20 protein-coding genes and 1 pseudogene are annotated in these 23,551 nt (G+C 65.9%); 7 read left to right on the top strand and 14 right to left on the bottom strand.

Going from position 1 to position 23,551, the window contains the following annotated elements; translation table 11 throughout:
• Positions 1-29 precede the first annotated feature (29 nt).
• Positions 30-1,673: an alkaline phosphatase family protein gene (locus GKE62_RS13660; RefSeq protein ID WP_154692715.1), complete on the bottom strand. Its 1,644-nt coding sequence runs from the start codon at positions 1,671-1,673 to the stop codon at positions 30-32.
• Positions 1,674-1,789: 116 nt separating this feature from the next.
• Here GKE62_RS13660 and GKE62_RS13655 point away from each other — a divergent pair, with 116 nt between their 5' ends.
• On the top strand, positions 1,790-3,865 hold the full coding sequence (locus GKE62_RS13655; RefSeq protein ID WP_230206700.1) for a protein-disulfide reductase DsbD: 2,076 nt from the start codon (positions 1,790-1,792) through the stop codon (positions 3,863-3,865).
• 241 nt (positions 3,866-4,106) lie between these two features.
• Here the strand turns inward: GKE62_RS13655 and GKE62_RS13650 are convergent, their stop codons facing one another.
• On the bottom strand, positions 4,107-4,844 hold the full coding sequence (locus GKE62_RS13650) for an OmpA family protein (protein WP_195908391.1): 738 nt from the start codon (positions 4,842-4,844) through the stop codon (positions 4,107-4,109).
• A 237-nt stretch (positions 4,845-5,081) separates the two neighbouring features.
• Positions 5,082-5,861 (bottom strand): OmpA family protein, encoded by a 780-nt coding sequence (locus GKE62_RS13645; protein ID WP_230206699.1) that lies wholly within the window; start codon positions 5,859-5,861, stop codon positions 5,082-5,084.
• A gap of 160 nt (positions 5,862-6,021) precedes the next feature.
• Here GKE62_RS13645 and tagH point away from each other — a divergent pair, with 160 nt between their 5' ends.
• Positions 6,022-7,254, top strand: coding sequence for a type VI secretion system-associated FHA domain protein TagH (gene tagH, locus GKE62_RS13640; RefSeq protein ID WP_154692712.1), 1,233 nt, complete (start codon positions 6,022-6,024; stop codon positions 7,252-7,254).
• Positions 7,255-7,286: 32 nt separating this feature from the next.
• Here tagH and GKE62_RS13635 read toward each other — a convergent pair whose 3' ends face one another.
• A complete protein-coding gene (locus tag GKE62_RS13635) occupies positions 7,287-8,123 on the bottom strand; it encodes an ABC transporter permease (RefSeq protein WP_154693732.1) in 837 nt (278 codons plus the stop codon).
• Between the two features lie 128 nt (positions 8,124-8,251).
• Here GKE62_RS13635 and GKE62_RS13630 point away from each other — a divergent pair, with 128 nt between their 5' ends.
• The 5 genes and pseudogenes from GKE62_RS13630 to GKE62_RS13610 all read left to right on the top strand — a co-directional run bounded on the left by GKE62_RS13630 (position 8,252) and on the right by GKE62_RS13610 (position 13,364).
• Positions 8,252-8,950, top strand: coding sequence for a GcrA family cell cycle regulator (locus GKE62_RS13630; RefSeq protein WP_154692711.1), 699 nt, complete (start codon positions 8,252-8,254; stop codon positions 8,948-8,950).
• Between the two features lie 107 nt (positions 8,951-9,057).
• Positions 9,058-10,475: pseudogene (locus GKE62_RS13625) on the top strand (cytochrome ubiquinol oxidase subunit I).
• Between the two features lie 4 nt (positions 10,476-10,479).
• A complete protein-coding gene (gene cydB, locus GKE62_RS13620; RefSeq protein ID WP_154692710.1) occupies positions 10,480-11,487 on the top strand; it encodes a cytochrome d ubiquinol oxidase subunit II in 1,008 nt (335 codons plus the stop codon).
• The gene (locus tag GKE62_RS13615) at positions 11,474-11,617 is read left to right on the top strand and encodes a DUF2474 family protein (protein WP_154692709.1); all 144 of its coding nucleotides are present in this window, start codon (positions 11,474-11,476) and stop codon (positions 11,615-11,617) included. Before cydB ends, GKE62_RS13615 begins: the two co-directional genes overlap by 14 nt.
• Positions 11,618-11,708: 91 nt before the next feature.
• The gene (locus GKE62_RS13610) at positions 11,709-13,364 is read left to right on the top strand and encodes a hypothetical protein (protein WP_230206698.1); all 1,656 of its coding nucleotides are present in this window, start codon (positions 11,709-11,711) and stop codon (positions 13,362-13,364) included.
• A gap of 4 nt (positions 13,365-13,368) precedes the next feature.
• Here the strand turns inward: GKE62_RS13610 and GKE62_RS13605 are convergent, their stop codons facing one another.
• From GKE62_RS13605 to infB, 10 genes are all read right to left on the bottom strand, one after another.
• A complete protein-coding gene (locus GKE62_RS13605; RefSeq protein ID WP_154692708.1) occupies positions 13,369-14,043 on the bottom strand; it encodes a spermidine synthase in 675 nt (224 codons plus the stop codon).
• A gap of 73 nt (positions 14,044-14,116) precedes the next feature.
• Positions 14,117-16,459, bottom strand: coding sequence for a polyribonucleotide nucleotidyltransferase (gene pnp / locus GKE62_RS13600; protein WP_154692707.1), 2,343 nt, complete (start codon positions 16,457-16,459; stop codon positions 14,117-14,119).
• Positions 16,460-16,634: 175 nt separating this feature from the next.
• On the bottom strand, positions 16,635-16,904 hold the full coding sequence (gene rpsO / locus GKE62_RS13595; protein ID WP_154692706.1) for a 30S ribosomal protein S15: 270 nt from the start codon (positions 16,902-16,904) through the stop codon (positions 16,635-16,637).
• 5 nt (positions 16,905-16,909) lie between these two features.
• Positions 16,910-17,866: a tRNA pseudouridine(55) synthase TruB gene (gene truB / locus GKE62_RS13590; RefSeq protein ID WP_154692705.1), complete on the bottom strand. Its 957-nt coding sequence runs from the start codon at positions 17,864-17,866 to the stop codon at positions 16,910-16,912.
• Complete coding sequence (locus tag GKE62_RS13585; RefSeq protein WP_154692704.1) at positions 17,863-18,552, bottom strand: site-2 protease family protein; 690 nt, start codon at positions 18,550-18,552, stop codon at positions 17,863-17,865. The genes truB and GKE62_RS13585 overlap by 4 nt, the downstream gene beginning before the upstream one ends.
• A gap of 126 nt (positions 18,553-18,678) precedes the next feature.
• Positions 18,679-19,254 carry a thymidine kinase gene (locus GKE62_RS13580; RefSeq protein ID WP_154692703.1) on the bottom strand — a complete coding sequence of 192 codons (576 nt, stop codon included), beginning with the start codon at positions 19,252-19,254 and terminating at the stop codon, positions 18,679-18,681.
• A 4-nt stretch (positions 19,255-19,258) separates the two neighbouring features.
• A complete protein-coding gene (gene rbfA, locus GKE62_RS13575; protein ID WP_154692702.1) occupies positions 19,259-19,663 on the bottom strand; it encodes a 30S ribosome-binding factor RbfA in 405 nt (134 codons plus the stop codon).
• Positions 19,663-20,205, bottom strand: a complete 543-nt coding sequence (locus GKE62_RS13570) for a DUF1697 domain-containing protein (RefSeq protein ID WP_154692701.1) — start codon at positions 20,203-20,205, stop codon at positions 19,663-19,665. Before GKE62_RS13570 ends, rbfA begins: the two co-directional genes overlap by 1 nt.
• Before the next feature lie 414 nt (positions 20,206-20,619).
• A complete protein-coding gene (locus GKE62_RS13565; protein ID WP_154692700.1) occupies positions 20,620-20,946 on the bottom strand; it encodes a hypothetical protein in 327 nt (108 codons plus the stop codon).
• Between the two features lie 51 nt (positions 20,947-20,997).
• On the bottom strand, positions 20,998-23,550 hold the full coding sequence (gene infB, locus GKE62_RS13560; protein ID WP_154692699.1) for a translation initiation factor IF-2: 2,553 nt from the start codon (positions 23,548-23,550) through the stop codon (positions 20,998-21,000).
• Position 23,551 lies beyond the last annotated feature (1 nt).

Raw genomic sequence — 23,551 nt, 5'->3', positions numbered from 1 at the left:
TCGACTTCGCTCGACACGAGCGGGGTTGGTTAGCGAGTACGTTCCCCGCACGTATTGCCCGGCCCGGCATCAAGATCGAGGCACCTGCCGTCGAATTCCGCTTCCGGCACCGCCAGTCCGACCAGCGCCGCCAGGGTCGGCGCGATGTCTACGGTTTCGACCGGGCTGGGCTGCTCGAACCCCGTCATCCCCTTGCGCCAGAACAGCATTGGCACGCGGCGGTCGTAGTCCCAGGGCGAGCCGTGGGTGGCGGTATAGCCCGGCGCGGGCTTGGGTATCGGAACGATCGCGCGATCGAGCAGCACCACGACATCGCCCGAACGCCGCGGGTTGAACGAGGCGCGGGCGCGGTCGAGCAGGGTCCAGGTTTCGGGCGATCCGGCAGGTGCGGGGGCCTTGACCAACTCCTCGGCGGTGAACACCGCGGCGACCTGGGGATGTGTCACCAGCGCCTTGAGCTCGCCCAACACCGCCTTGCGCTGCTTGGGCTTGAGCGCGCGGTTGAGCCAGAAGTCGCCGAACGGGCCGTCGGCATAAAGCAGCGGCTCGATGCGCTCGATCTTGAGCCTGGCGGCGATCGCCTTGCCGAGCGGTTCTGGCGCCAGCGCCGGATCGACTCGCGCGGCTTGGGGCAAGCCCTGCTGGGCCAGTCGCTCGGGGACGTCGAACCCGCCGTGATCGGCGGTCAGCACCACCGCATAGTCGATCCCGCGCGCGTCGAGGAAATCGAGCAGGCCACCGATGGTCTTGTCCAGCGCGTGCATCTGGAGGCACATCTCGGCACCCTCCGTGCCGAACGCATGGCCGACGTAGTCGGTGGCGGAAAAGCTCACCGAGAGCACATCGGTGGCGGGGCCCTGGCCGAGGTCCATTTCGGCGACCAGCTTTTCGGCGAGGTCGGCGGTGGCGGCGTCCATTTCCGGCGAGATACGGAAACGGGTGGCATCGCCCTTGGCGCGTTCGAACCGCCCGGTGCCGACGGTCTGGCTGCCCGCCTGGATCGCACGGTCGGCTCGCGCGCAGTCGGCGGGCAGGTCGAGCGCGGCACGGTCCGTGGCCAGCGCTGCGGCGACGGCGGCGTTCTCGGCCACCGCCGAAGGTCCCAACTGGCGTCCGGCCAGCGTGGCGAAGCCCGCGCTCTTCCACCAGTATACCTGGTCGATGGCGTGCCCGCCCATCATCAGCGCGCCGCGGTCCTTGGCGGATACCGCGACGTTGCGGGTGGCGGAATTGGCCGCCTTGAGCCGGTCGCCGAGCGTGGGTACGAGCAGGTGCACCGCCGAGGCGACATAGTCCTTGGAATCGGCGGTCGCCTGGGTCTCGTCTTCGGCGCAGTAGATCAGCTTCTTCTCGCGCTTGGCGCCCAGATCGAACCAGTTGTTGGCGACGATCCCGGTGCGCGCCGGATGGACGCCGGTCAGGATCGTCGAGTGGCCAGGACAGGTCTCGGTCGCGGCGTGGCCCTGGTAACCGGCCGGAAACACTGCGCCTTGCTGCAGCCGCTTGAGCCCATAGGCGTAGCGGTTGCGGTATTCGGCGAAAAGATCGGCGGAGAACTGGTCGACCGCAATCGCCACGATCAGTTTGGGCGGCGGAGGCGGGGCGTTCTGGGCCGACGCCGCGCTTGCGATCAGCAGGCCGAGGGCGAACAACGGCAACGGTCGTAATGGCATGCTGGCGAGCTTTCCGAGGGAGCGTGAAGCGCCGCGCGGCTGGACAGCGCGACGCCAGACGGCATAAGGCCGTGGGCGGTTCGCGGCAATGCCCGGCGGGCTCGACGGGAGCGAATGTGCGCGTCTTAGCCACCCTTGTACTGGCCATCGCGGTGCTGTGCGGCTTGGTGACGGTGACCGCCGCCCAGCCCGCGCTGGCGCAAATCGCTCCGACGCACATGGCGACCGAACTGATCGCCGAGCGCGCCGTTGCCGCGCCGGGTCAGACAATTCAGCTGGCGGTGTCGATGAAGCCCGACAAGGGATGGCACGGCTATTGGTTGAACGGCGGCGACGCCGGATTCGCGATGCAGTTCAAGTGGGCGCTCCCAGCCGGGGCCAAAGTAGCCGAGCCGCGCTATCCGGTGCCGCAAACGCTCCTGATCAACGGCTTGATGAACCACGTTTACGAGCACGACTACGCACTGCTGGTTGCGTTCACGTTGCCCGCGAGCGCGCACGAAGGCGATACGCTGGCGATTTCCGCCGAGGCGGACTGGCTGGTCTGCACCGAAGAGATTTGCGTGCCGGAGCACGGGCGGCTGGCGACAACGGTGCGCGTCGGCCCGCCTGCGCCGCGCGACGCTCGGTTCGATGGTTGGCTGGCCAAGCTGCCCGCCCCGCTCCCCGAAACGGTGCATTTCGCAACGCAAGCCAAGACGCTGCGCCTGGCGATCCCGATCCCCGCCGCGCTCGATCTCGGCGCACCGCACCTGTTCGTCCGCACCGACGGCGTCACCGCCTATGCCGCGCCGCAGCGTTTCTGGCGCAAGGGCGACTTGCTGCTGGCCGAACTGGGGCGCCCCGCGGGCGCGCCGGGCGACGGGCCGGGCCGGATCGACGCCGTCCTGCGCTATGGCTCTGGCGAAGGGCTGCAAATCAAGGCGACGCCGGGCGCAGTGGCGTCGGGTGGGACGCCCTTGGTGGGTACAGCGCTCGCGTTCGACCTCGCCGCCTTCCTCGGCGTGCTCGGGGGAGCGCTGCTGGGTGGGCTGATCCTCAACATCATGCCCTGTGTGTTTCCCATCCTCAGCCTCAAGGCGCTGTCGCTCGCCCAAGCCAACGCCGCGCCGGGCAAGGCGCGCGCCGACGGCCTCGCCTATACCGCGGGGGTCATACTCGCGTGTCTCGCCCTGGGCGGAACGATGCTTGCCTTGCGCGCCGCGGGCAACGAGATCGGCTGGGCCTTCCAGTTGCAGGAGCCGCTGGTGATCGCGGCGCTGCTCGCCTTGGCGGTGGCAATCACCGCGAACTTCGCCGGGCTTTTCGAACTGCCCTCGCTTGGCGGAAACGGGGGCAGTGCAGGCCGGATCGGCGAGCGCGGCGCGTTCGGCACCGGGCTGCTCGCCGCGTTCGTCGCCACGCCGTGCACCGGGCCGTTCATGGCCGCTGCGATGGGCGCGGCATTGATCCTGCCGCCGCTGCTGGCGCTGACGGTGTTTGCCGCGCTCGGGCTGGGGCTGGCGCTGCCGTTCCTCGCGCTGGGGTTCAGCCCTGCGCTGCGCCGCCTGCTGCCCCGGCCCGGGCCATGGATGGAGCGATTCCGCAAGGCGATGGCGTTGCCGATGGCGCTGACCGCACTGGCGTTGTTGTGGCTGGCGTGGCGGCTGGGCGGGGCGGGGTTCGCGATCGCTTGCGGCGCTATCGCCATGGGCCTCGTCGCGGTGCTCGCGATGATCGGACGTGCCCAGCACGGCGGCGTCTCGGCCACTTCGCGCGCCGCGCCGGCCTTGGCCGGTCTCGCATTGGTGGGGGCCGTCCTCCTCCCACAAGTGGCCGGTGCACCACCCGCCGCCGCGGCCGCCGACCTGCTTGGCGCCAAGCCGTTCTCGCTAGCCGCGCTAACCGCCGCGCGAGCCTCGGGCAGGCCGGTGTTCGTCTATTTCACCGCCGACTGGTGCCTTACCTGCAAAGTCAACGAGGCCGCCGCGATCGACCGCGAGAGCACGCGCGATGCTTTCGCCAAAGCGAACGTGCAAGTCCTACGCGGCGATTGGACCACGCGCGACCCGGTGATCACCCGGGTCCTCGAAACGCATGGCGCGGCCGGGGTGCCGCTGTACTTGTGGTATACGCCGGGATCGGCGGAGGCGACGATCCTGCCGCAGGTGCTGACCCCTGCGCTGCTCGAAGCGACCGCGCGCAAAGGATAGCGGCCGGGATCGTGGAGTTGACGGGAGCGCCTGGGCCAAGAGCGTAACGCTCGAGGCCAAACCGCTCCCGCCCCCTATTTCCTGCCGAGACTTGCGACCCGAAGGGCCCGTGTCAGGAAAAGGCCGACCGTCACTTGCCGGTTGCCTGCGACACTGCCCATCGTCCGCGCGCTGTCAAGCTGCGGCCGCTAACCAAACTAGCGGTTTGCGACGAGCCGACCGCGATCGTCGGCGGGCCTGGCTATTTGTTCCTGACGACCTCGACCCGCCGATTGAGCGCAGCGGTGGGACTGATGCCGTCGAGCGGGCGATCCGCGCCGTAGCCGACGGCATCGAACCGCGCGCGATCGGCGCCCTTGCCGACCAGATAATCGACCACTGCTGCGGCGCGGCGGCGCGACAGCTCCTGGTTCGCCGCGCGCGATCCGACCGAATCGGTGTGGCCTTCGATGGTGAAGCGCATACCCTGGAGCAGCGGCGACGACAGCGCCGCGGCGAACTTCTGCGCCTCGCGTTGACCGGCTTCGGTCAACTCGGCAGAGCCAGTGACGAACGTGACGCGCAAGTCGGCGCGGCCCTTGGGAATGACTTTGTTGTTGGCGGCGATCATAGGCCGGGACTTGCCCGCGGCGGGCGCGCTGACCTTCTTGCCTGAATCATAGGCTATCCGCGAGGGAGCCTTGCCCGGGGTCGCGGGGCGGACGGCGGTGTAACCGGAGGAACTCGACGCGGCAGGCGCCTCTACCTTGCGGGCGATCTTGAAGCCGCGAGTGGCGGATATGCGAGGCGCGGCGCGATCGGCGGGGCCGGCGGCGGCGGGATCGGCCTGATCGGCCGGGCTCGGCACGGCATCCGCGCACTTGTCGGAAAGCTGGCAGACGAGGTCTTCGGTCGTCTGGTCGGCTCCCGGAGCAGCCTGGGCCCACGCCGAAGTCGAGGCCAGTAAGGCGCCTGCGGCGATGATTATCCTGACGGTCATTCGGTCTCTCCTGTCACCCTTCGCGCAGCACTCCGCTTCTACGCGGAATCGCCGCAAGCGCCATTTGGCGCCGCAACAGGTAACCGAATCGCTAAGGTTTGTCCGCCGCGCAATGAATTCCATCACATCTTCGCCGAATTAAACCTTAACTCGGCACCAAAAAACGAAGCGGCCCGGATCGCTCCGAGCCCCTTCGTTGTCGCCAGCGCCGCTCCCGCGAGGAGCAGCGACCGGGGCTTACTTAACCAGGACCACCTCGACCCGGCGGTTGGCTCCGGCATCCTTGGCGAGCCCAGCAATCGGCTTGTCGAAGCCATAGCCGACGACGCTGAACCGCGTGCGATCGGCACCCTTGGCGGCGAGGTATTCGACTACCGCTTGCGCCCGGCGCTTGGATAGGTCGAGGTTGAATTCCCGCGATCCGACCGAGTCGGTGTGGCCTTCGATGCGGAACTTCTTGGCCGCCAGCGACGGTGCCGCGAGCGCGGTCATGAACTTTTCGGCTTCCCGACGGCCGGCATCGGTCAGTTCGGCCGACCCGGTCACGAAAGTGACCCGTAGATCGGCGCGACCGGCCGCGGGGCGCGGGGCGGTTGCGGTAATCGTGCGATTGCGGCCAGGCTTGCCGGAGATCGCCGCGGGGCTAGTCGCTTCGGCGGAAACCTTGACCCGGGTGCGCGCGTTGATCGAGGGTGACGAAGCCTGCGAAGGATCGGTCGCGGTCGCCTTGCGCGCCAGCTTGAAGCCGCGCGATTCGGGCTTGTCCTGGGTAGCCTCAAGCTGATCCAACCCACCACAATCGCCCGAAAGCTGGCAAACCAGGTCATCTGCCGACTGTTCCACCGCAGGTCCGGACTGCGCCCAGGCCGAAGTGGATGCAAAAAGTGCGCTCGCTGCGAGCAACAACTTAACGGTCATGACAAACTCCTGAACTTCGATAACAACAGCCTGGAGCGACCCCGCTTCTAATGTTTTATACGCGATTAGCGCCTTGCGGGCAATCGTCGATTCCCGCAATGCCGCGCGTCACAGCGTCGAAAAAATGCCGGTTTCGTATTGGCACGATTGCTTCAATGATCAATAACGATGCGGGTGCTTTTGGGGATGGGGCCATTTTGAAGCGAATTCAGAATGATACCGGGCAAAAGCAACTTCGGTGCGGGATGGCTCGCGGCGAATGAGCGTCGATCGCCCCCTCGCGTTGACCCTTCAGGTGCGCAACATGACCCAGCTTGCCAACGGCGGCCCGCTGAGCGTGGTGCTCGATCGCCGTAGTGCGACGATCGGGCGTGCAGGCAGCACCGACTGGTCGCTCCCCGATCCCGAGCTGCACATTTCCGGACGCCACTGCGACATCCTGTTCCGCAACGGCGGCTACGAACTGGTCGATAACTCGACCAACGGGACGTTTGTCAACGACGACAAGCGGCGGCTGAGCGGGCCACATCCGCTGCGTGACGGCGATCTTATCCGGATCGGCAAGTACGAGGTCGTCGCCAGGCTGGGTCCGCCGCCCGGCGCCGTGCCGCGCGATCCAACCACGCCGCCGGTGGCTGTAATCCCACCAACGCCGGTCCAGGCACCGCCGATGCCGCCCGGCGACGACGACATCTGGAACAAGTTCGCGGCCAGCAACTCGATCGACTGGAAACGCGGCGGCTTCGGTGCGGCGGCGCCCGCACCGCCACCGGCCGCCTGGCCGGACCCGGTTGCCGCGTCCCCAGTGGCGGCTTCGCAGCCGTCACCCGCCCCGCCGTCACCGGCTCCCGCTCCGGCTCCCGCTCCGCTGGCGCAATCCGAAGCTCCTGCCGCAATGGCACAAGCGCCGGCCGCAGAGCTTGCGCTGGAAGCCTTTCTCGCCGGCGCGGGGGTCCCGCCCGATACCGTGCAACAAGACCCGGCCGCGGCCCTCCATCAGGCCGGAATGCTGCTACGCGGACTTGTCGCCGGGATGGTTATGATGCTCGAAGCGCGTGCCCGCGCCAAAAGCCAGATGGGCGCGCAGGGCACCGGGCTGGAGATTTCCGGCAACAACCCGCTCAAATTCGCGCGCAACCCGGATCAGGCGTTGCGTCACATTCTCAACCCGGCCGAGCGCGGGTTCATGGGCGCGGATCTGGCGGTCGAGGATGGCTGGCGCGATCTGCAGGCCCACCAGCTCGCGACGCTCAAGGCAATGCAGGGCGCGCTGCGCTCGACGCTCGAGCGGTTCAGCCCCAAATCGATCCGCAGCCGCGCCGAAACCCGCGGGATGCTCGAGAAAATCCTCCCCGGCGCGCGCGATGCGGCGCTGTGGAAGGCCTATGAGCGCGAATTCAGCGGGGTCGCATTCGATTCCGACGAGGCCTTCATGGACATGTTCGCGAAGGAATTCCGCAAGGCCTACGACGACATCACACGAGGCGGGTGATCTGTTTCCGGCCTGCGCCTGGCCCGAAAAACCTAACTCCTGATCCGCCAACCCGAACGCAGCAGTGCGTAGGTGATGGCGGCCAGCGTCAGATTGAGCGCCCCCAGCCCCACCGCGGCGTGCCACACCGCTTGGTTGGTGCTACCGATGTCGCTCTGCCCCAGGAAGCCGAAGCGGAAACCCGAGATCACGTAGAAGAACGGGTTTGCATAGCTGACGGCGCGAAACGACGGAGCGAGGTTGTCGATCACGTAGAACGTGCCCGACAGCATCGTCAGCGGAGTGATCACGAAATTGGTCACCGCGGCGTTGTGATCGAATTTCTCGGCCCAGATCGAGCTGGCCAGCCCGATCAGCGCGAGCAGGGTGGAGCCCATCAGCCCGAACCATACGATCGCCCAGGGGTGCGCGGCGGTCAGATGCACGCCCGGCCACAGCAGCATCGCCAGCGTCACCGCCAAGCCAACCAGGACCGCGCGGGTCACCGCCGCGCCGATCATCGCCAGCATCAGTTCGCCGGTCGACAGCGGCGGCATAAGGTAGTCGACGATCGTGCCCTGGATCTTGCCCACCAGCAGCGAGAAGCTGGCGTTGGCGAACGCGTTGTTGATCATCCCCATGATGATCAGCCCCGGGGCGATGAAGCTGGCGAACGGCACACCAAGCACTTCACGGCCACCGCGGCCGAGCGCGACGGTGAAAATCATCAGATAGAGCAACGTCGTCATCGCCGGAGCCCAGATCGTCTGGGTCTGGACCTTGAAGAACCGCCTGACCTCTTTCATATAGAGGGTCCACAGCCCAAGGCGGTTGATGCCGCCGATCCGGGGAACGCCTTGCGGGGGGAAACTTCGCCGCTGGGAAGCCATCGGAACGAGGCTTTGTTCTTGCGGAGCGGTTGCAGGTTCGTCCATGGCTGATCGCCTATCGAGGGGATCGGCTGCTGACAAGGTGGCGGCATGCACCCTCTCGCGCGCATAGGATTTCTGGAAACGTTATGAGCTGGACCGACGAACGCATCGCCAAGCTGACCAAGATGTGGGAAGGCGGCGCGACCGCCAGCCAGATCGCCGACGATCTGGGGGGAGTCAGCCGCAACGCCGTGATCGGCAAGGCACACCGCCTGGGGCTGAAGGCGCGCCCGTCCCCGGTCAAGCCCAACGACAAGAGCGATGCCCCCGTCGCCAAACCTACGCCCACCGCGCCCAAACCGGCGACCAAGCCCGCGGCTGCGCCCGCCGGGGCACCGCGGTCATCGACCTCCACGGTCAATTTCTCGTCCGATCCGGCGCTTTCGACTCCGGCCGGGCCGACCCCGACATACGCGACGCCTTCGGTCCCCGTGCCCCCGCCCAGCGGCCAGCGGGTAGTCTCGGTGGGGCCGGGCGGGTTCCTCCGCCAGGGTCCGGGCGACCAGCAGGCACCGATCCCTCCGGCCCCGCCCCGCCGCCTGGTCCCCGCCAAGCCGAGCGCGGAAATGGCTACCAAAACGGGCCTGCTCGATCTCAACGAGCGCATCTGCCGCTGGCCGATGGGCCATCCTGGCGAGCCGGACTTCCATTTCTGCGGCGTGAAGGTGAACCCCGGCTTTCCCTATTGCGTGGAGCATTGCGGGCGGGCCTATCAGGCGCAGCTGCCGCGCGGTCATCGCCGCCCTCCGCCGCCGTTGCCGTTCGGCGGCCCGCGGGTGCGCTGACACTGACGCCTCGTGCAACCCGGGTTGCGTACAATTCACGGGCCAAGCGCAGGGATATAGCTTAATCGTCTTGGCTGACGGCTTGTCCGTTGTCCGGGGTTATGCCGATGACCGATCCCACCGCGCTGCTGCTGGCCCGCGCCCAGTTCGCCTTTACGGTGAGCTTCCACTTCATCTTCCCGGCGTTCTCGATCGGTCTCGCCAGCTTCCTCGCGGTGCTCGAGGGACTCTGGCTCAGGACCGGCAAGGAGTTGTACCTCGATCTCTATCGCTACTGGCTGCGGATCTTCGCGGTCGCGTTCGCGATGGGCGTCGTTTCGGGCGTGGTGATGAGCTACGAGTTCGGGGCAAACTGGGCGGTGTTCTCGGACAAGGCGGGCGGGGTGATCGGGCCGTTGATGGCCTACGAGGTGCTGACCGCGTTCTTCCTCGAGGCCGGGTTCCTGGGGGTGATGCTGTTCGGGATGAAGCGCGTGGGCAAGGGCCTGCACTTCGCCGCTACTTGCATGGTTTCGGTGGGCACCGCGATTTCGGCGTTCTGGATTCTGAGCGCCAACAGCTGGATGCAGACGCCGACCGGATACGTGGTCGGCCCCGGCGGCCAGTTCCTGCCCGGGCCGAGCTGGCTGGCGATCATCTTCAACCCCAGCTTCCCGTTCCGCTTCGCCCACACCGTGACCGCTGCCTATCTGACCACTGCGCTGGTAGTGGGAGGGGTCGGCGCGTGGCACCTGCTCAAGCGCAACGATACCCCGCAGGTGCGGCGGATGTTCTCGATGGCGATGTGGATGGCCGCGCTGGTCGCGCCAGTGCAGATCTTTATCGGCGACATGCACGGGCTCAACACGTTGCAGCACCAGCCGGTCAAGATCATGGCGATGGAGGGCCACTTCCAGAGCCATCCCGCGGGCGCGCCGTTGATCCTGTTCGGCTGGCCCGATCAGGATGCGCAGGAAGTTCGCTATGCGATCGAGGTTCCCAAGGCCTCATCGCTGATCCTCAAGCACGATCCCGATGCGCCGCTTAGCGGTCTGGACACCGTGCCGCGCCGGGACCAGCCGCCGGTGGGAATCGTCTTCTGGTCGTTCCGGATCATGGTCGGGCTGGGTTTCGCGATCTTCGGGCTGGGGTTGTGGAGTCTGTTCGCGCGCGCGCGGGTCGGCTCTACGACTGGCGCGCGCTGCATTGGGCAGGCCTTTTGCTCGGTCCGGCAGGGTTCGTGGCGGTGATCGCAGGGTGGGTGACGACCGAAGTCGGGCGCCAGCCATGGACCGTCACCGGGCTGCTGCGTACCGCCGACAGCGTCAGCCCGCTGGGGGCGCCTGCGGTAGCGGCCTCGCTCGCCGCGTTCGCGGTGGTGTACTTCGCGGTATTCGGCATCGGCATCTGGTACATCCTGCGCCTGATGTCGGCGGCGCCCCATCCGCACGAGCCCGATCTCGTCAACGTCGAGGCCGATGCCCCGATGCGCACCGCCGGAATCACGCCGGGCCCCGCTCAGAAGCCAGCTAGGCAGGGGGCCTGAGCGGATGAACATCGTCTTCGACCTGACCACGCTGTGGGCTGCGGTGATCGCCTTCGCTGTATTCATGTACGTGGTAATGGACGGGTTCGACCTGGGCATCGGCATGCTCCTGCCCGTGCTCGACAATGGCGAAGAGCGCGACCAGGCGCTCAATTCGGTCGCGCCGGTTTGGGACGGTAATGAGACCTGGCTGGTCCTGGGCGGAGGCGGGTTGTTCGCCGCCTTTCCGCTGGCCTACGCAATCGTCATGCCTGCGACTTATCCGTTGATCATCGCGATGCTGCTGGGGCTGGTGTTTCGCGGCACCGGGTTCGAATTCCGCTGGCGCGATCCCGCGCACCGCCGGTTCTGGGACTTCGCGATCACCGCGGGGTCGCTCGTCGCGGCGCTTTCGCAGGGGATCATCCTGGGCGCGCTGATCCAGGGAGTGAAAGTCTCCGGGCGCGCCTATGCCGGGGGCTGGACCGACTGGCTGAGCCCGTATTCGCTGCTGACCGGGCTGGGAACGGTGGTCGGCTACGTCCTGCTCGGCGCCTGCTGGCTGGCGATCAAAACCGAGGGCAAGGCCGAGGTGCACGGCTATCGCTTTGCCCGCCTCGCCACCTTCGCCACCGGCGCGCTGATGGTGGGGGTGAGCGCGGCGACCCCGTTCCTGTTTCCCGAATATTATCAGCGCTGGTTCGCCTCGCCGCTGATCTGGTTCGTCGCGCCGGTTCCGGTGCTGACCGGGATCGCCTTCCTCACCCTCCTCAACGCGCTCGCCGCGCAGCGCCCGTGGCGCGCATTCCTGTGCGCGCTGGGGATCTTCGCGTTGGGGATGATCGGGTTGGGCGTCTCGATGTACCCGCACATCGTCCCTCCCTCGCTCACGATCTGGGACGCGGCCGCCCCGCGCCGCAGCCAGGAATTCATGATCGTCGGTGTCGCGCTGATCCTGCCTCTGATCCTGGGTTATACGGGCTGGGCCTATTGGGTGTTCCGCGGCAAGGTCGGCACCGATGGCTATCATTGAACCGCGGCTGGAGACGCCTGCAACGCCCGAGCCGCTGTGGCGGCGGCTGTGCTGGCTGGCGGTCTATTGGGCGGGCGGCGTCGCCGTGCTGGCAATCGTCGCGTTGATTCTGCGCTGGATCGTCGGCTGATCGCAATGCGGGCGCGGCGACGTTCGCCGCTTGCGCCGCGCGCGCAATTGACCGACCTTTCGCCCCAGGCGCGGCAGTCTTGGGGGACGCCATGGGGCAGAACGAAACCACCATGATGGGGGCCGGCCAGGCCGTCGCTGGCGCGGCGGCGACGGTTCGCGAATTTCGCCAGATTCTGATTTGGCCGCTGCAGTTGGCGCCGCTTTACGGCACCCCCGGGCCACCCACGCACTGGGAGCGGCTGGCAGCCAGCGACAGCCCGTGGGAAGTAGTCCGCAACGAGTTTGCCGACGATCCGGGAGATTTCCAGGAACGCCACTACTGCGAGTTCGTGGCCTTCATGCCCGACGTCCAGCGGTTCCTGTATGGCGAACGCATGGGGACCGCGGCGGACGGCCGCGAACCGGCCGCATTGCGGGTTTTTCGCCGCCGCGACGTCACCCACGCAGCGGTCACCCTGCGGCGCGGCGAGAACCCGCTCCGGCTCGAAGTCGCGCGCGCCGAACTTTATTTCTTCTACGACATCGACGAGGCGATCCTGGCGATCGAAGTCGTCGGCCGCGACCTTACCCTCCCACAGGCCCAGCAGTTGCTGTTTCGCTTCGGCCGCGCTTATCCCAAGGGGTGGAACGTGGGCGGCGACGGCGCGCATTGCTGCGCCGCCGTGAACCTCTTGGCGGCCGATGGCTCGATCCTCGCGCGCTCTGATTATGAGCGGAAAGGCGAATACCTCACCCACGTCTGCGCCCACCGCGCGCCACGGCTTGCGGCACACTGGGCATTCCTGCTCGACCCGCTGATCCCCCACCACGGGGCCAAGCCGGGCGGGATCCGATACATTCTCCTCGACCACCAGCGCATTCCGCTTCTCGCCTATCTCGCGGTCGACGATCCCTTCGCCATCGCACGCGAGGACTGGGTGCGGCTGGGGCTCGCCGCCGCTCCCGATACGCCCTACACATCGGAGTTCTTCGACGATTTCGAGAAACGGCATTGTTACGACCGCTTCTGGAGCGGTGCGCGCCGCGATCAGCAGACCGTTACCCGGATCATCTGCACTGGCCAGACCTTCGTCATGGTTGGTGAGGCGTCGAGCCGGACCTACACCGATCTCGACACCGGAATTCTCGCCCAGTTCCGTCACCAGTATTTCCTGATCGCGCTGATCGCGCATTTCCACCGGGCCGCACTGCTGGTCTTCCGCGATGGCCTGGTCGGAGCGATCGGAGGCCTGCGGGACTATTCCGCGGAGACCGTGAAACGCTTCAAGCGCGCAATCCGGCTGACCCACGAGAACTTCCTGCGCTTCACCCATCGCTACTGGTTCCAGGAGGTGTCCGCCCAGCCGGTCGCGCAGGAGTTGTTCATGCTGTGGCTCGCGCACTTGGGCACCGAACACTTGTTCGCCGAAGTCCGCGAGGAAGTGCAGGACATGATGGACTACCTCGACAGCGACGGGCTGCGCCGCCAGGCCAACACCGTGGTGCGGCTGACCGTGGTCACGTTCTTCGGCCTGATCGGCACCGTCGCCACGGGATTCCTGGGCATGAACCTCATCGACCTTACGCGGGTCTCGCTGCTCGAAAAGGCGGGCTATCTGATGGCGGTGCTGGTCCCTGCCGCGGTTCTGACCTTCTACACCGCCGCCAAATCGCAGCGGCTCGCCGAATTCCTTGAAGCGATGTCCGATGAACGGCGCAACGCGCGGGTGAAGTGGCAGGCGTTCAAGCGGGTATGGGAAAAATAGCTATTCACGACGGGCGCCGCGCGAACCAAATCACATGTCGCGGACCCTTGCCGTTGGCGCGGGCCGAGATCGAGACGTCCTCGACCTGGAATCCGGCCGAGCGAAGCCGCCGGGTGAAGCCCGCGTCCGGCGCGGCGGACCACACCGCGAGGACACCGCCGGGCCGCAACGCACGCTTCGCAGCGGCCAGTCCGACCGGCGAATAGATCCGGTCGTTGGCCGGGCGGACCAGCCCGTCCGGTCCGTTGTCGACGTCGAGCAGGATCGCGTCCCAACTCGCAATGGTCGCGCCTATGGCGTCGGCGACATCCCCAAACTCGAGCCGCACCCGCGGATCGTCAAGGCAGCCCGCGGACAGCTCGGCCATTGGCCCCCGCGCCCAATCGACGATTTCGGGAACCAGTTCGGCAACCGTCACCTGCGCTGTGTCATCGAGAGCGGCAAGGGCCGCGCGCAGGGTGAATCCCATGCCGTATCCGCCAATCAGCAGCCGCGGAGCGGGCTTGCCCCCGAGCCGCGCGATCGTCTGGACCGCCAGCGCCTCTTCCGAGCCTCGCATGCGGGTGCTCATCAGTTCGTCGCGTTTGAGCAGGATCATGAAGTCGCGGTCATGCGAATACAACCGCAACTCCTCGCCGCCGGGGACGAATGCGGTCGCGAGATGCTGGCGGGCGATCATGGGCCGGTCCTATCAAACAAAGGGGGCCGCGGGATTGCTCCCGCGGCCCCCCTTACCTCGGTTTACCGAAGGATCAGTCTTCCTGCTTCAGGAACGCCGGCATGTGGTCGGCGTTGCCTCCCGCCCCGGAGCCTTCGGCGCCGCCTTCCGAGCGCTCGCGACGCGGCCCCCGGTCACGATCGCCGCCGCCGTCACGGCGCGGTCCGCGGTCGCCGCCGCCATCACGGCGCGGCCCCCGGTCACGGTCGCGACCGCCGCCGCCCGGGCGACGATCACCGCCCGGACGATCGCCGCGCGGTTCGCGCGGCGGACGGGTGTCGGGCAGTTCTTCGCCGGTTTCCTGATCGACGACGCGCATCGACAGGCGAACTTTGCCGCGCGGATCGATCTCGAGGACCTTGACCTTGACCGCTTGGCCTTCGGACACGACGTCGGTGGGCTTTTCGACCCGCTCGTTGCGCATTTCAGACACGTGGACGAGGCCGTCCTTGCCGCCCATGAAGTTCACGAACGCCCCGAAATCGACGATCGTGACGACCTTTCCGTCGTAGATCTTGCCGACTTCGGCTTCCTCGACGATGCCGAGGATCCACTTGCGCGCCGCTTCGATCTGCGCCGGATCGGACGAGGAGAGCTTGATCAGACCTTCGTCGTCGATGTCGACCTTGGCGCCGGTTTCGGCAACGATCTCGCGGATCACCTTGCCGCCGGTGCCGATGACTTCGCGGATCTTCGACTTGTCGATCTGCATCGTCTCGATCCGCGGCGCATAGTCGGACAGCTCGGTGCGGGCAGAGCCCAGCGCCTTGGTCATTTCGCCCAGGATATGCGCGCGCCCGGCCTTGGCCTGGTTGAGCGCGGCCTCGAAGATCTCGCGGGTGATCCCGGCGACCTTGATGTCCATCTGCATCGTGGTGATGCCCTCGGACGTGCCGGCGACCTTGAAGTCCATGTCGCCGAGGTGATCCTCGTCGCCGAGGATGTCGCTGAGCACGGTGAACTCGGTCCCTTCAAGGATCAGGCCCATCGCGATGCCGGACACGGGCCGCGTGATCGGCACGCCCGCGTCCATCATCGACAGCGAACCGCCGCAGACCGTCGCCATCGACGACGAACCGTTGGACTCGGTGATGTCCGACAACACGCGGATCGTGTAGGGGAAGTCTTCCTTGCTCGGCAGCACCGCGCGTAGCGCGCGCCAGGCCAGCTTGCCGTGGCCGGTGTCGCGGCGGCTCGGCGCGCCGAAGCGGCCGACTTCGCCCACCGAATACGGCGGGAAGTTATAATGGAGCATGAAGTTGGAGTAGGTCAGCCCCTCCAACCCGTCGATCATCTGCTCGCTTTCGCGGGTGCCGAGCGTGGTGGTGCAGATCGCCTGGGTCTCGCCCCGGGTGAACAGCGCCGAACCGTGGGTGCGCGGCAGGAAGCCGACGATCGCCTCGATCGGACGGACCTGAGTGTTGGTGCGGCCATCGATGCGCTTCTCGCCCTTGATGATCGCGCCGCGGACGATATCCGCCTCGACCTTCTTGACCGACTTGATCGCGGCCATCTGGGTCTGGCCGTCCTGGTCGGCGAATGCCGCCTTGGCCTTGTCGCGCGCCGCGTTGAGCGCGTCCGAGCGGGCCGACTTGTCGGTCAGCTTGTAGGCCGCTGCGATGTCCGCGCCGATCAGCTCCTTGAGCTTCGCCTTGATTCCTGAGTTGTCGCTGACCGCGACGTCCCAAGGCTCCTTGGCGGCCTTTTCGGCGAGGTCGATAATCAGGTTGACGACCTTTTTGATCTCGTCGTGGGCGAAGATCACCGCGCCGAGCATGACTTCTTCCGAAAGCTCCTTGGCTTCGGATTCGACCATCATCACCGCATTGCCGGTGGCGGCGACGACGAGGTCGAGCGCGCCCGCGGCGGCGGTTTCCTGCTTGGGGTTGAGGGTGTATTCGCCGTCTTCGTATCCGACGCGCGCGGCGGCGATCGGGCCCATGAAGGGCAGGCCGGAGATGGTCAGCGCCGCCGAGGCCGCGATCATCGCCACGACATCGGGCTCGGTCTCGCCGTCATACGACAGGACCTGCGCGATCACGTTGATTTCGTTGTAGAACCCTTCAGGGAACAGCGGACGGACGGGACGGTCGATCAGGCGGCTGGTCAGCGTTTCCTTTTCGGTGGCGCCGCGCTCACGCTTGAAGAAGCCACCTGGGATGCGCCCGGCGGCGGAGAACTTTTCCTGGTAGTGGACGGTGAGCGGGAAGAAATCCTGCCCTTCCTTCACGGATTTGGCGGCCGTCACGGCGCACAGCACCACGGTTTCGCCATAGGTCGCCAGCACGGCGCCATTGGCCTGGCGCGCGATGCGCCCAGTTTCCAGCGTGAGGGTCTTGCCGCCCCACTCCATGGATACGGTTTTGGTGTCGAACATTCGATTTTTCCTTGTGATCCCGCGGGCGCCCTATTGCGGCGCGGGGCCTCTTGTGCCGGGCAGTTCCGTCCCGGTCCGGTGCGGGGCGCTGTCGGCCCCAATGGCTGGCCCCGCCGAATTGCGGAGCAATCGCCCAAAAGCAAACGGCTCCCGAGGGGAGCCGCCCGCGAATTCGTTACTTGCGAAGCCCGAGCTTGGCGATGAGCGCGTTGTAGCGCGCGACATCCTTCTTCTTCAGATAGTCGAGCAGCGAACGGCGCTTGTTGACCATCGTCAGCAGGCCGCGGCGCGAATGGTTGTCCTTGTGATTGGTCTTGAAGTGGCCCTGCAGATTGTTGATCCGCGTTGTCAGGATCGCGACCTGGACTTCGGGAGAACCGGTATCGCCCGGGTTGCGGGCGTTGTCCTGGATGATGCTCGTCTTCTGTTCGGCGGAAACCGACATACTCGTTACTCCGCGGTATCGGGAAGGTTGAAGCCTCGCAGCACGGTGGCGTTGCCGCCAGCGACCTGCAGCAGCGCGAGCGGCCTATCGCCGTATCGCGCCCAGCAGACCCCATCCTGAAAGGCCAGCCCGGTCAGAACGCGGCCCTGGTGGACCGCCCTTGCCTGTTCCGGGCCGAGGTCGAGAGCCGGGATACCGTCCAGCCCCGCCTCCAGCGGCAAGAGAGAGTTCTCAAGGCGCGCGCCCTTGCCGATTTCTTCCAGCATGTCCAGCGAAATCGCGGCGTCCAGCCCGAACGGCCCTGCCCTGATGCGGCGCAGATAGGTAACGTGACCCACCGTGCCGAGGGCGCGGGCGAAGTCGCGCGCAAGACTGCGGATGTAGGTGCCCTTCGAGACGTGAGCGGTGAGCGACAAGCAACTCAAATACCCGCTGGTGTCGAGCGAAGTAGAGGTGCCGGCGCCGGTGTCTCGACTTCGCTCGACACCAGCGGTGAGGGAATGGATGGTGACGGCTCTGGCCGGAAGCGCCACTTCCTCCCCTGCCCGCGCCAGATCGTATGCCCGCCGCCCCTCGACCATCAGCGCCGAGAACGCGGGCGGTACCTGTTCGATCGCGCCGGTAAACCGCGCCATCACCGCGTCGACCGCCGCCAATGTCGGGCGAATGTCGCTTTGCGCGACAACCGTCCCCTCGAGGTCGAGCGTGTCGGTCTCCGCCCCGAAGTGAACCGTGAACTCATAGACCTTGTCGCCGTCGAGCATCCGCCCGGCCAGCTTGGTCGCCTCGCCCAGCGCGATCGGCAGCACGCCGCTGGCCAGTGGATCGAGTGTCCCGCCGTGCCCGGTCTTGACCTTGCCGTACCCGGCCTCGCGCAAGTTGCGCTTGACCGCGCCGACCGCCTGAGTCGAGCCGAGGCCCACCGGCTTGTCGAGGATCAGCCAGCCGTTGGGCTGCGTCACTGCCCCGCCACCGCCTGCGCCAGTGCATAGTAGTGGTTGCCCAGCCACTGGACCGGCGGCAGCACGATCCGGCTGACCAGATCGAACCCTGGGATCAGGTACGGCAACCCGATCAGAAGCACGAACACCAGCGGAAACCCCAGCGGTCGCAGCTTGTCGTATGTCGCGGCGGCGCGCGGCGGAAGCAGGCCCTCGACAATGTGCGAACCGTCGAACGGCGGGATCGGCAGAAGGTTGAACAGGGCCAAGAAGATGTTGATCGTCAGAAAATTGCCAAGGTTGAGCGCAATGAAGCGAAGCGGCTCGGCCGGTTGCGCATCGCCCACGCCGCGCACCAGGAGCCCCAGCACCACCGCGCCGATCGCGGCGAGCAACAGGTTGCTGCCCGGCCCGGCGGCGGCCACTGCCATCATCCCGAAGCGCGGGTTGCGCAGCCGTTGCTTGATCACCGGCACCGGCTTTGCCCAGCCGAACACCGGCGCCTTGACCAGCGCCAGCAACCCAGGAAGCACCACGGTCCCGATCGGATCTACATGACGAAAAGGATTGAGGCTCAACCGCCGACGCTCTTTCGCGGTCGGATCGCCGAGCGCGTTGGCAACCCAGCCGTGAGCAACTTCGTGGAAGACGATGGCAACGATAAGCGGCAGGATCAGCGCCGCCGCCTGATAAATCGTATCGCTCAAGCCACGTCCTTCTCGAAACCTCCGTCGAGATGGGACGCAAGGGGCATTTGGGCAAGCGGATAACCGAGCTCGGCGAGCAGTTGCCAACGGACCGGCGTTCCCCGGCTCATCGCGAATGCAGTCGGTTCAGCGCAATGCCTCGCTGAAATGTCGCCGACATAGCGCGACATAGCGATCGTTTCCGCCGATCTCGGTCTGCGCGCCTTCAAGGACCGCGCCTCCCCCCGCGTCGACCCGCAGGTTCATTGTAGCCTTGCGTCCACAGTAACAGACCGCCTTGAGCTCGATCAGCGCATCGGCGATCCCAAGCAATGTGGCCGATCCGGGAAACAGCTCGCCCTTGAAATCGGTGCGCAAGCCGTAGCAGAGCACCGGAATGCCCGCCTCGTCCGCCAAACGGGCGAGCTGCCAGACTTGCGCGTGCGTGAGGAACTGCGCCTCGTCGACCAGGACGCAAGCCAGTGGCTTCATCCCGTGGGCCGCGGTGACCTGCTCCCACAAGTCGGTGGCGGCATCGAAGCGGTGCGCGTCGGTCGCCAGCCCGATCCGGCTTTCGATCGCCTTTTCCCCGCCGCGATCGTCGAGCGCCGCGGTCCACAGCATAGTCGCCATGCCCCGCTCGCGATAGTTGAAGTCGGCCTGAAGCAGCGTGGTCGACTTGCCTGCGTTCATGCTGGCGTAGTAGAAATAGAGCTTCGCCATAGCGTCAGCCGGCCTCGTCGGCGCCCAGATCCCGCGCCACCTTTGGATCGCGCAGGAGGCGTTCGATCCTTGCTGCCTCATCGAAGCTTTCGTCGCCCAGGAACTTCAGCTTGGCGGCGAAGCGGAGCTTGAGGCGGGCGGCGACTTCGCGCTGGAAGAACGCGGTGTTGGTGCGCAGCGCCTTGAGCACCACTTCCTCGTCCTCGCCGAGCAACGGCTTCACGAACACGGTTGCATGGCGCAAATCTGGCGACATGCGGACTTCGGTGACTGAAACCGAGTGCGCGGTCAGGGTGTCGTCATGGACTTCCTGGCGCAGGAGCAGTTCGGACAGGACATGGCGCACCTGCTCGCCAACCTTGAGCAGACGGACACTACGCATTTCGGGGCTGGCTGGGGGGCGGGCCATCAAGCCTCATCCATCTTGGCAAGGATTCGCGCAAGCGAGCGGATATTGCGCGCGGTGCCGCGGCAGCCGAGGCGGCGTTCGAGGAACTTACCGGTCAGGCGGCTGTCGCCCACTCCGTCGACGTAGTCGATGAACAGTGCGCGGTCACCCAGCGCCACCTTCTCAGGGCCCCGGCCAGCGTGGTCGGCGACAAGTACCGCGAACTGATCGGCATCGGCGGGGCGTTCGAGGAAGTGGGTGTGGACCAGCTTGTCCTCTCCCACGCCTGCGAACGGATTGTCGGAAATCGCCGCAGCGACCTCGGCACGGTCGCGCACGCACACCGCGCCTTCCATTTCGAACCTGTCGCGCATCATCAACCCAAGTTTTTCCTCGAGACCGGGCGTCGGCCGCTGGGGAAAATCGAACAGCACGTTGCCGCTGGCGACCACGGTCTCGACCCGCTCGAGATCCTCCGCCTCGAACGCCGCACGCAAGTCGGCCATCGACAGCCGGTTGCCGCCGACATTGATGCTGCCAAGAAAGGCGACGTAGCGGGGCATATTTAGATTCTGATCAATGGAATTTACGGCGGCGAAATACGCAATCGACTTCTAAGGCGGATGCCTGATCATCCTTTAGGACATTTATACAACGAAATTGCGAAGGTGTGAAGCCGATATCATAAATATATTTTATTGCTTCAGAAAATTCCCAGACGTTCTCGTGTATGTTCTCTAGAGGTAACTCTATCAATAGGCCTTTACATAACTGAAGAGTGTTCTTCCACTTCCCTGAAGGACTTCGTTTTCAAAGTCCCGAGTGTCAATCTTCAAAAATAGATTTTTGAATTTTTCGAGGTCTCTTTGGCCGAAACAGTCATCAAGCAATTTCACGTCGACAGTTTGTTTAATCTGACCTCAATCGCGTCAGTGAAATATTTTCCGGTTCTACAGGCAATCCGAAACGAACTAAGCTCACTTGCTGAGGCTACATTGATAATTGCCTTTTGCTCTGAACATCCCAAAAGCCCAGTTGAAAAGACTCCAGTGCTGATCGAACCTGGATTCTTTCTCCGCGGTAGCAAAGGCGGCGGACGTAGGTTCATAGGACCAAATCTCGCCGGCGTATCCCCGCTCCCTAATCTGCTTGGCAAATTGGCCAAGGTTCGCGCCGACGTCCAAAACCAAATCGATGTCGTGAAATTTTAGAAAAAGATTGAGCGATGGCTGGTATCGCAACTCGAAACCGTAGCGGTCCAAAACCTGCCGAAGTGTCAGCTTCGCTCGCTCGCCAAAGGTCATTCCGCTCTTCCCAGATGTCCCTCTCGACAGATTGGCCAAGGGCAGGCGATGTTACAGCGTCCGGTCCCTCATCTCCACCTCGAACACTTCGAGCATGTCGCCTGGCTTGACATCGTTGGTGTCGGCCAAGACCACGCCGCACTCGAGGCCCGAGCGCACTTCGGGGACATCGTCCTTGAAGCGGCGCAGGCTCGCGATCGTGGTCTGACTGACGATGACGTCGCCACGGGTGAGGCGCGCATCGATGCCCTTGCGAATGATCCCTTCGAGCACCAGCAGGCCCGCGGCCTTGTCGCGCTTGCCCGAAGTGAAGACCTCCTTGACCTCGGCGCGGCCGACGACGGTTTCGATCCGTTCTGGCCCCCACTGCCCGGCCATCTCCTGGCGGATGTCGTCGGTCAGGTGATAGATTACGTCGAAGTACTTCATCCGCACCTTGTGGCGCTCGATCATCTCGCGCGCCTTGGCGTTGGGGCGCACATTGAAGCCGACGATCGGCGCGCCCGAGGCATGCGCCAGGGTCACGTCGCTCTCGGTGATCGCGCCCACGCCCGAGTTGAGCACCCGGACCTTGATCTCGTCGTTGGAGATCTTGTGGAGAGCGTTGACGATGGCCTCGGTCGAGCCCTGGACGTCGGCCTTGATGACCACCGGATACTCGATGAGGTTTGCCTTGTCGGCCAGCGCCGAGAACATCGTGTCGAGGCTGGCTGGCGCGGTCGCGGTGCGCAGATCGGTGGCCTTTTCCTGGCGATACGACGCTACTTCGCGCGCGCGCTGCTCGTTCTCGACCACGGTGAGCTGATCGCCAGCGTGCGGTACCCCGCCGATGCCGAGCACTTCGACCGGCATTGCCGGCGTGGCCTCCTTGATCTGGCGGCCCTTGTCGTCAATCATCGCGCGGACCCGGCCCGATTGGGTGCCCACGACCAGCACGTCGCCGGTCTTGAGCGTACCGCGGGTAACCAGCACGGTCGCCAGCGGACCCTTGCCCTTGTCCAGCTTGGCCTCAATCACCGTGGCTTCCGCCGCACGATCGGGGTTGGCGCGCAGCTCGAGCAACTCTGCCTGAAGCAGGATCTTCTCGATCAGGTCGTCGAGCCCGGCCCCGGTCTTGGCCGAAACCTCCACGTCCTGAACATCGCCCGACATCGCCTCGACCACGACCTCGTGCTCGAGCAGACGCTCGCGGATCCGCTGGGCGTTGGCTTCGGGCTTGTCGATCTTGTTGATCGCCACAATCATCGGCACGCCCGCGGCCTGCGTGTGGCGGATCGCCTCGACCGTTTGAGGCATGATTCCGTCGTCGGCAGCGACCACCAGCACCACGATGTCAGTCACGTTAGCACCCCGCTGGCGCATCTCGGTGAACGCCTCGTGGCCGGGCGTGTCGAGGAACGTGACCAGCTCACCGCCCTTGGTCTTGATCTGATAAGCGCCAATATGCTGGGTAATGCCGCCCGCCTCGCCGCGGACTACGTCGGTCCCGCGCAGCGCGTCGAGCACGCTTGTCTTGCCGTGATCGACATGGCCCATGATCGTGACCACCGGCGGACGTTTCTGCAGCGTATCCTCTGCATCGACATCAACCGAGGTGTCGATGTCGATATCGCTTGCCGAGACGCGCTGGATTGTGTGGCCGAATTCTTCGACCAGCAGCTCGGCGGTGTCCTGATCGATCGTCTGGTTGACGGTGACCATCATCCCCAGCTTGAACAGCGCCTTGACTAGATCCGCGCCCTTCTCGGCCATGCGGTTGGCGAGTTCCTGGACGGTGATCCCTTCGGGCACCACGACTTCACGGCTCTGCTTTTCGCGCGGCTGCGACTTACCCGCGAAATGCGCACGCTTTTCCTTTTCGCGCGCGCGCTTTAGCGCGGCGAGCGAACGGGCACGGGCGCCCTCGTCCTCGTTAAGCGCGCGGGTGACAGTGAGCTTGCCCGCCTGGCGCCGGCTTTCGCCGCCGCTCTTGTCGCGCGGATGGGCAACCTTCTTGGGTTCCACAGGACGCTTGACCCCGGCGACCGGGGTGAACCGACGCGGCGCGGGAGCGGCGTTTCCTTCGGTTGCGGTTGCGGTTTCGGTTTCAGCAGCGGCAGCATCGGCCGGCTGATCCGCGTCCGGCCCGGCGACGGGCGGTTCGCCGGCGACGGGCGCGGCGGTTTCGGCCACGGGCGGTGGCGGCGGCGGCGGGGCGACGACTTCGTCCTTGCCTTCGGCCCGGCGCTTTTCGGCCTCGGCCGCACGGGCGCGCTCTTCCTGTTCGCGACGCCGGTTGTCCTCGGAGCTCTTGAGCCGGGCCTCCTCGGCTTCACGCAGCAGGCGAGCTTGAAGCTCCTGGCGGCTCTCGGCGCTGGGCGCGGGCGCACGCGGCGCCGGGCGGGGAGCCTCCGCAACGGGCGGAGGTGGGGGCGGGGCAACCGGCTCTGGCGCGGCAACCGGCGTCTCCCCAGGTTTGCCGAGGATCTTACGCCGCTTGACCTCGACCACCACTTTGTTGGTGCGGCCGTGGCTGAAGGTCTGCTTGACCTCGCCCGCGTCGAGCGTGCGCTTGAGCCCCAGCGGCTTGCGGCCCAGCGTCGGTTTGTTGTCGGTCTCGCTCATG

Origin of the sequence: Novosphingobium sp. Gsoil 351, from assembly GCF_009707465.1 — a bacterium.
Lineage (GTDB): Bacteria > Pseudomonadota > Alphaproteobacteria > Sphingomonadales > Sphingomonadaceae > Novosphingobium.
Note: the sequence above shows the minus strand (reverse complement) of the source record. Positions and strands in the feature narration are given on the sequence as shown.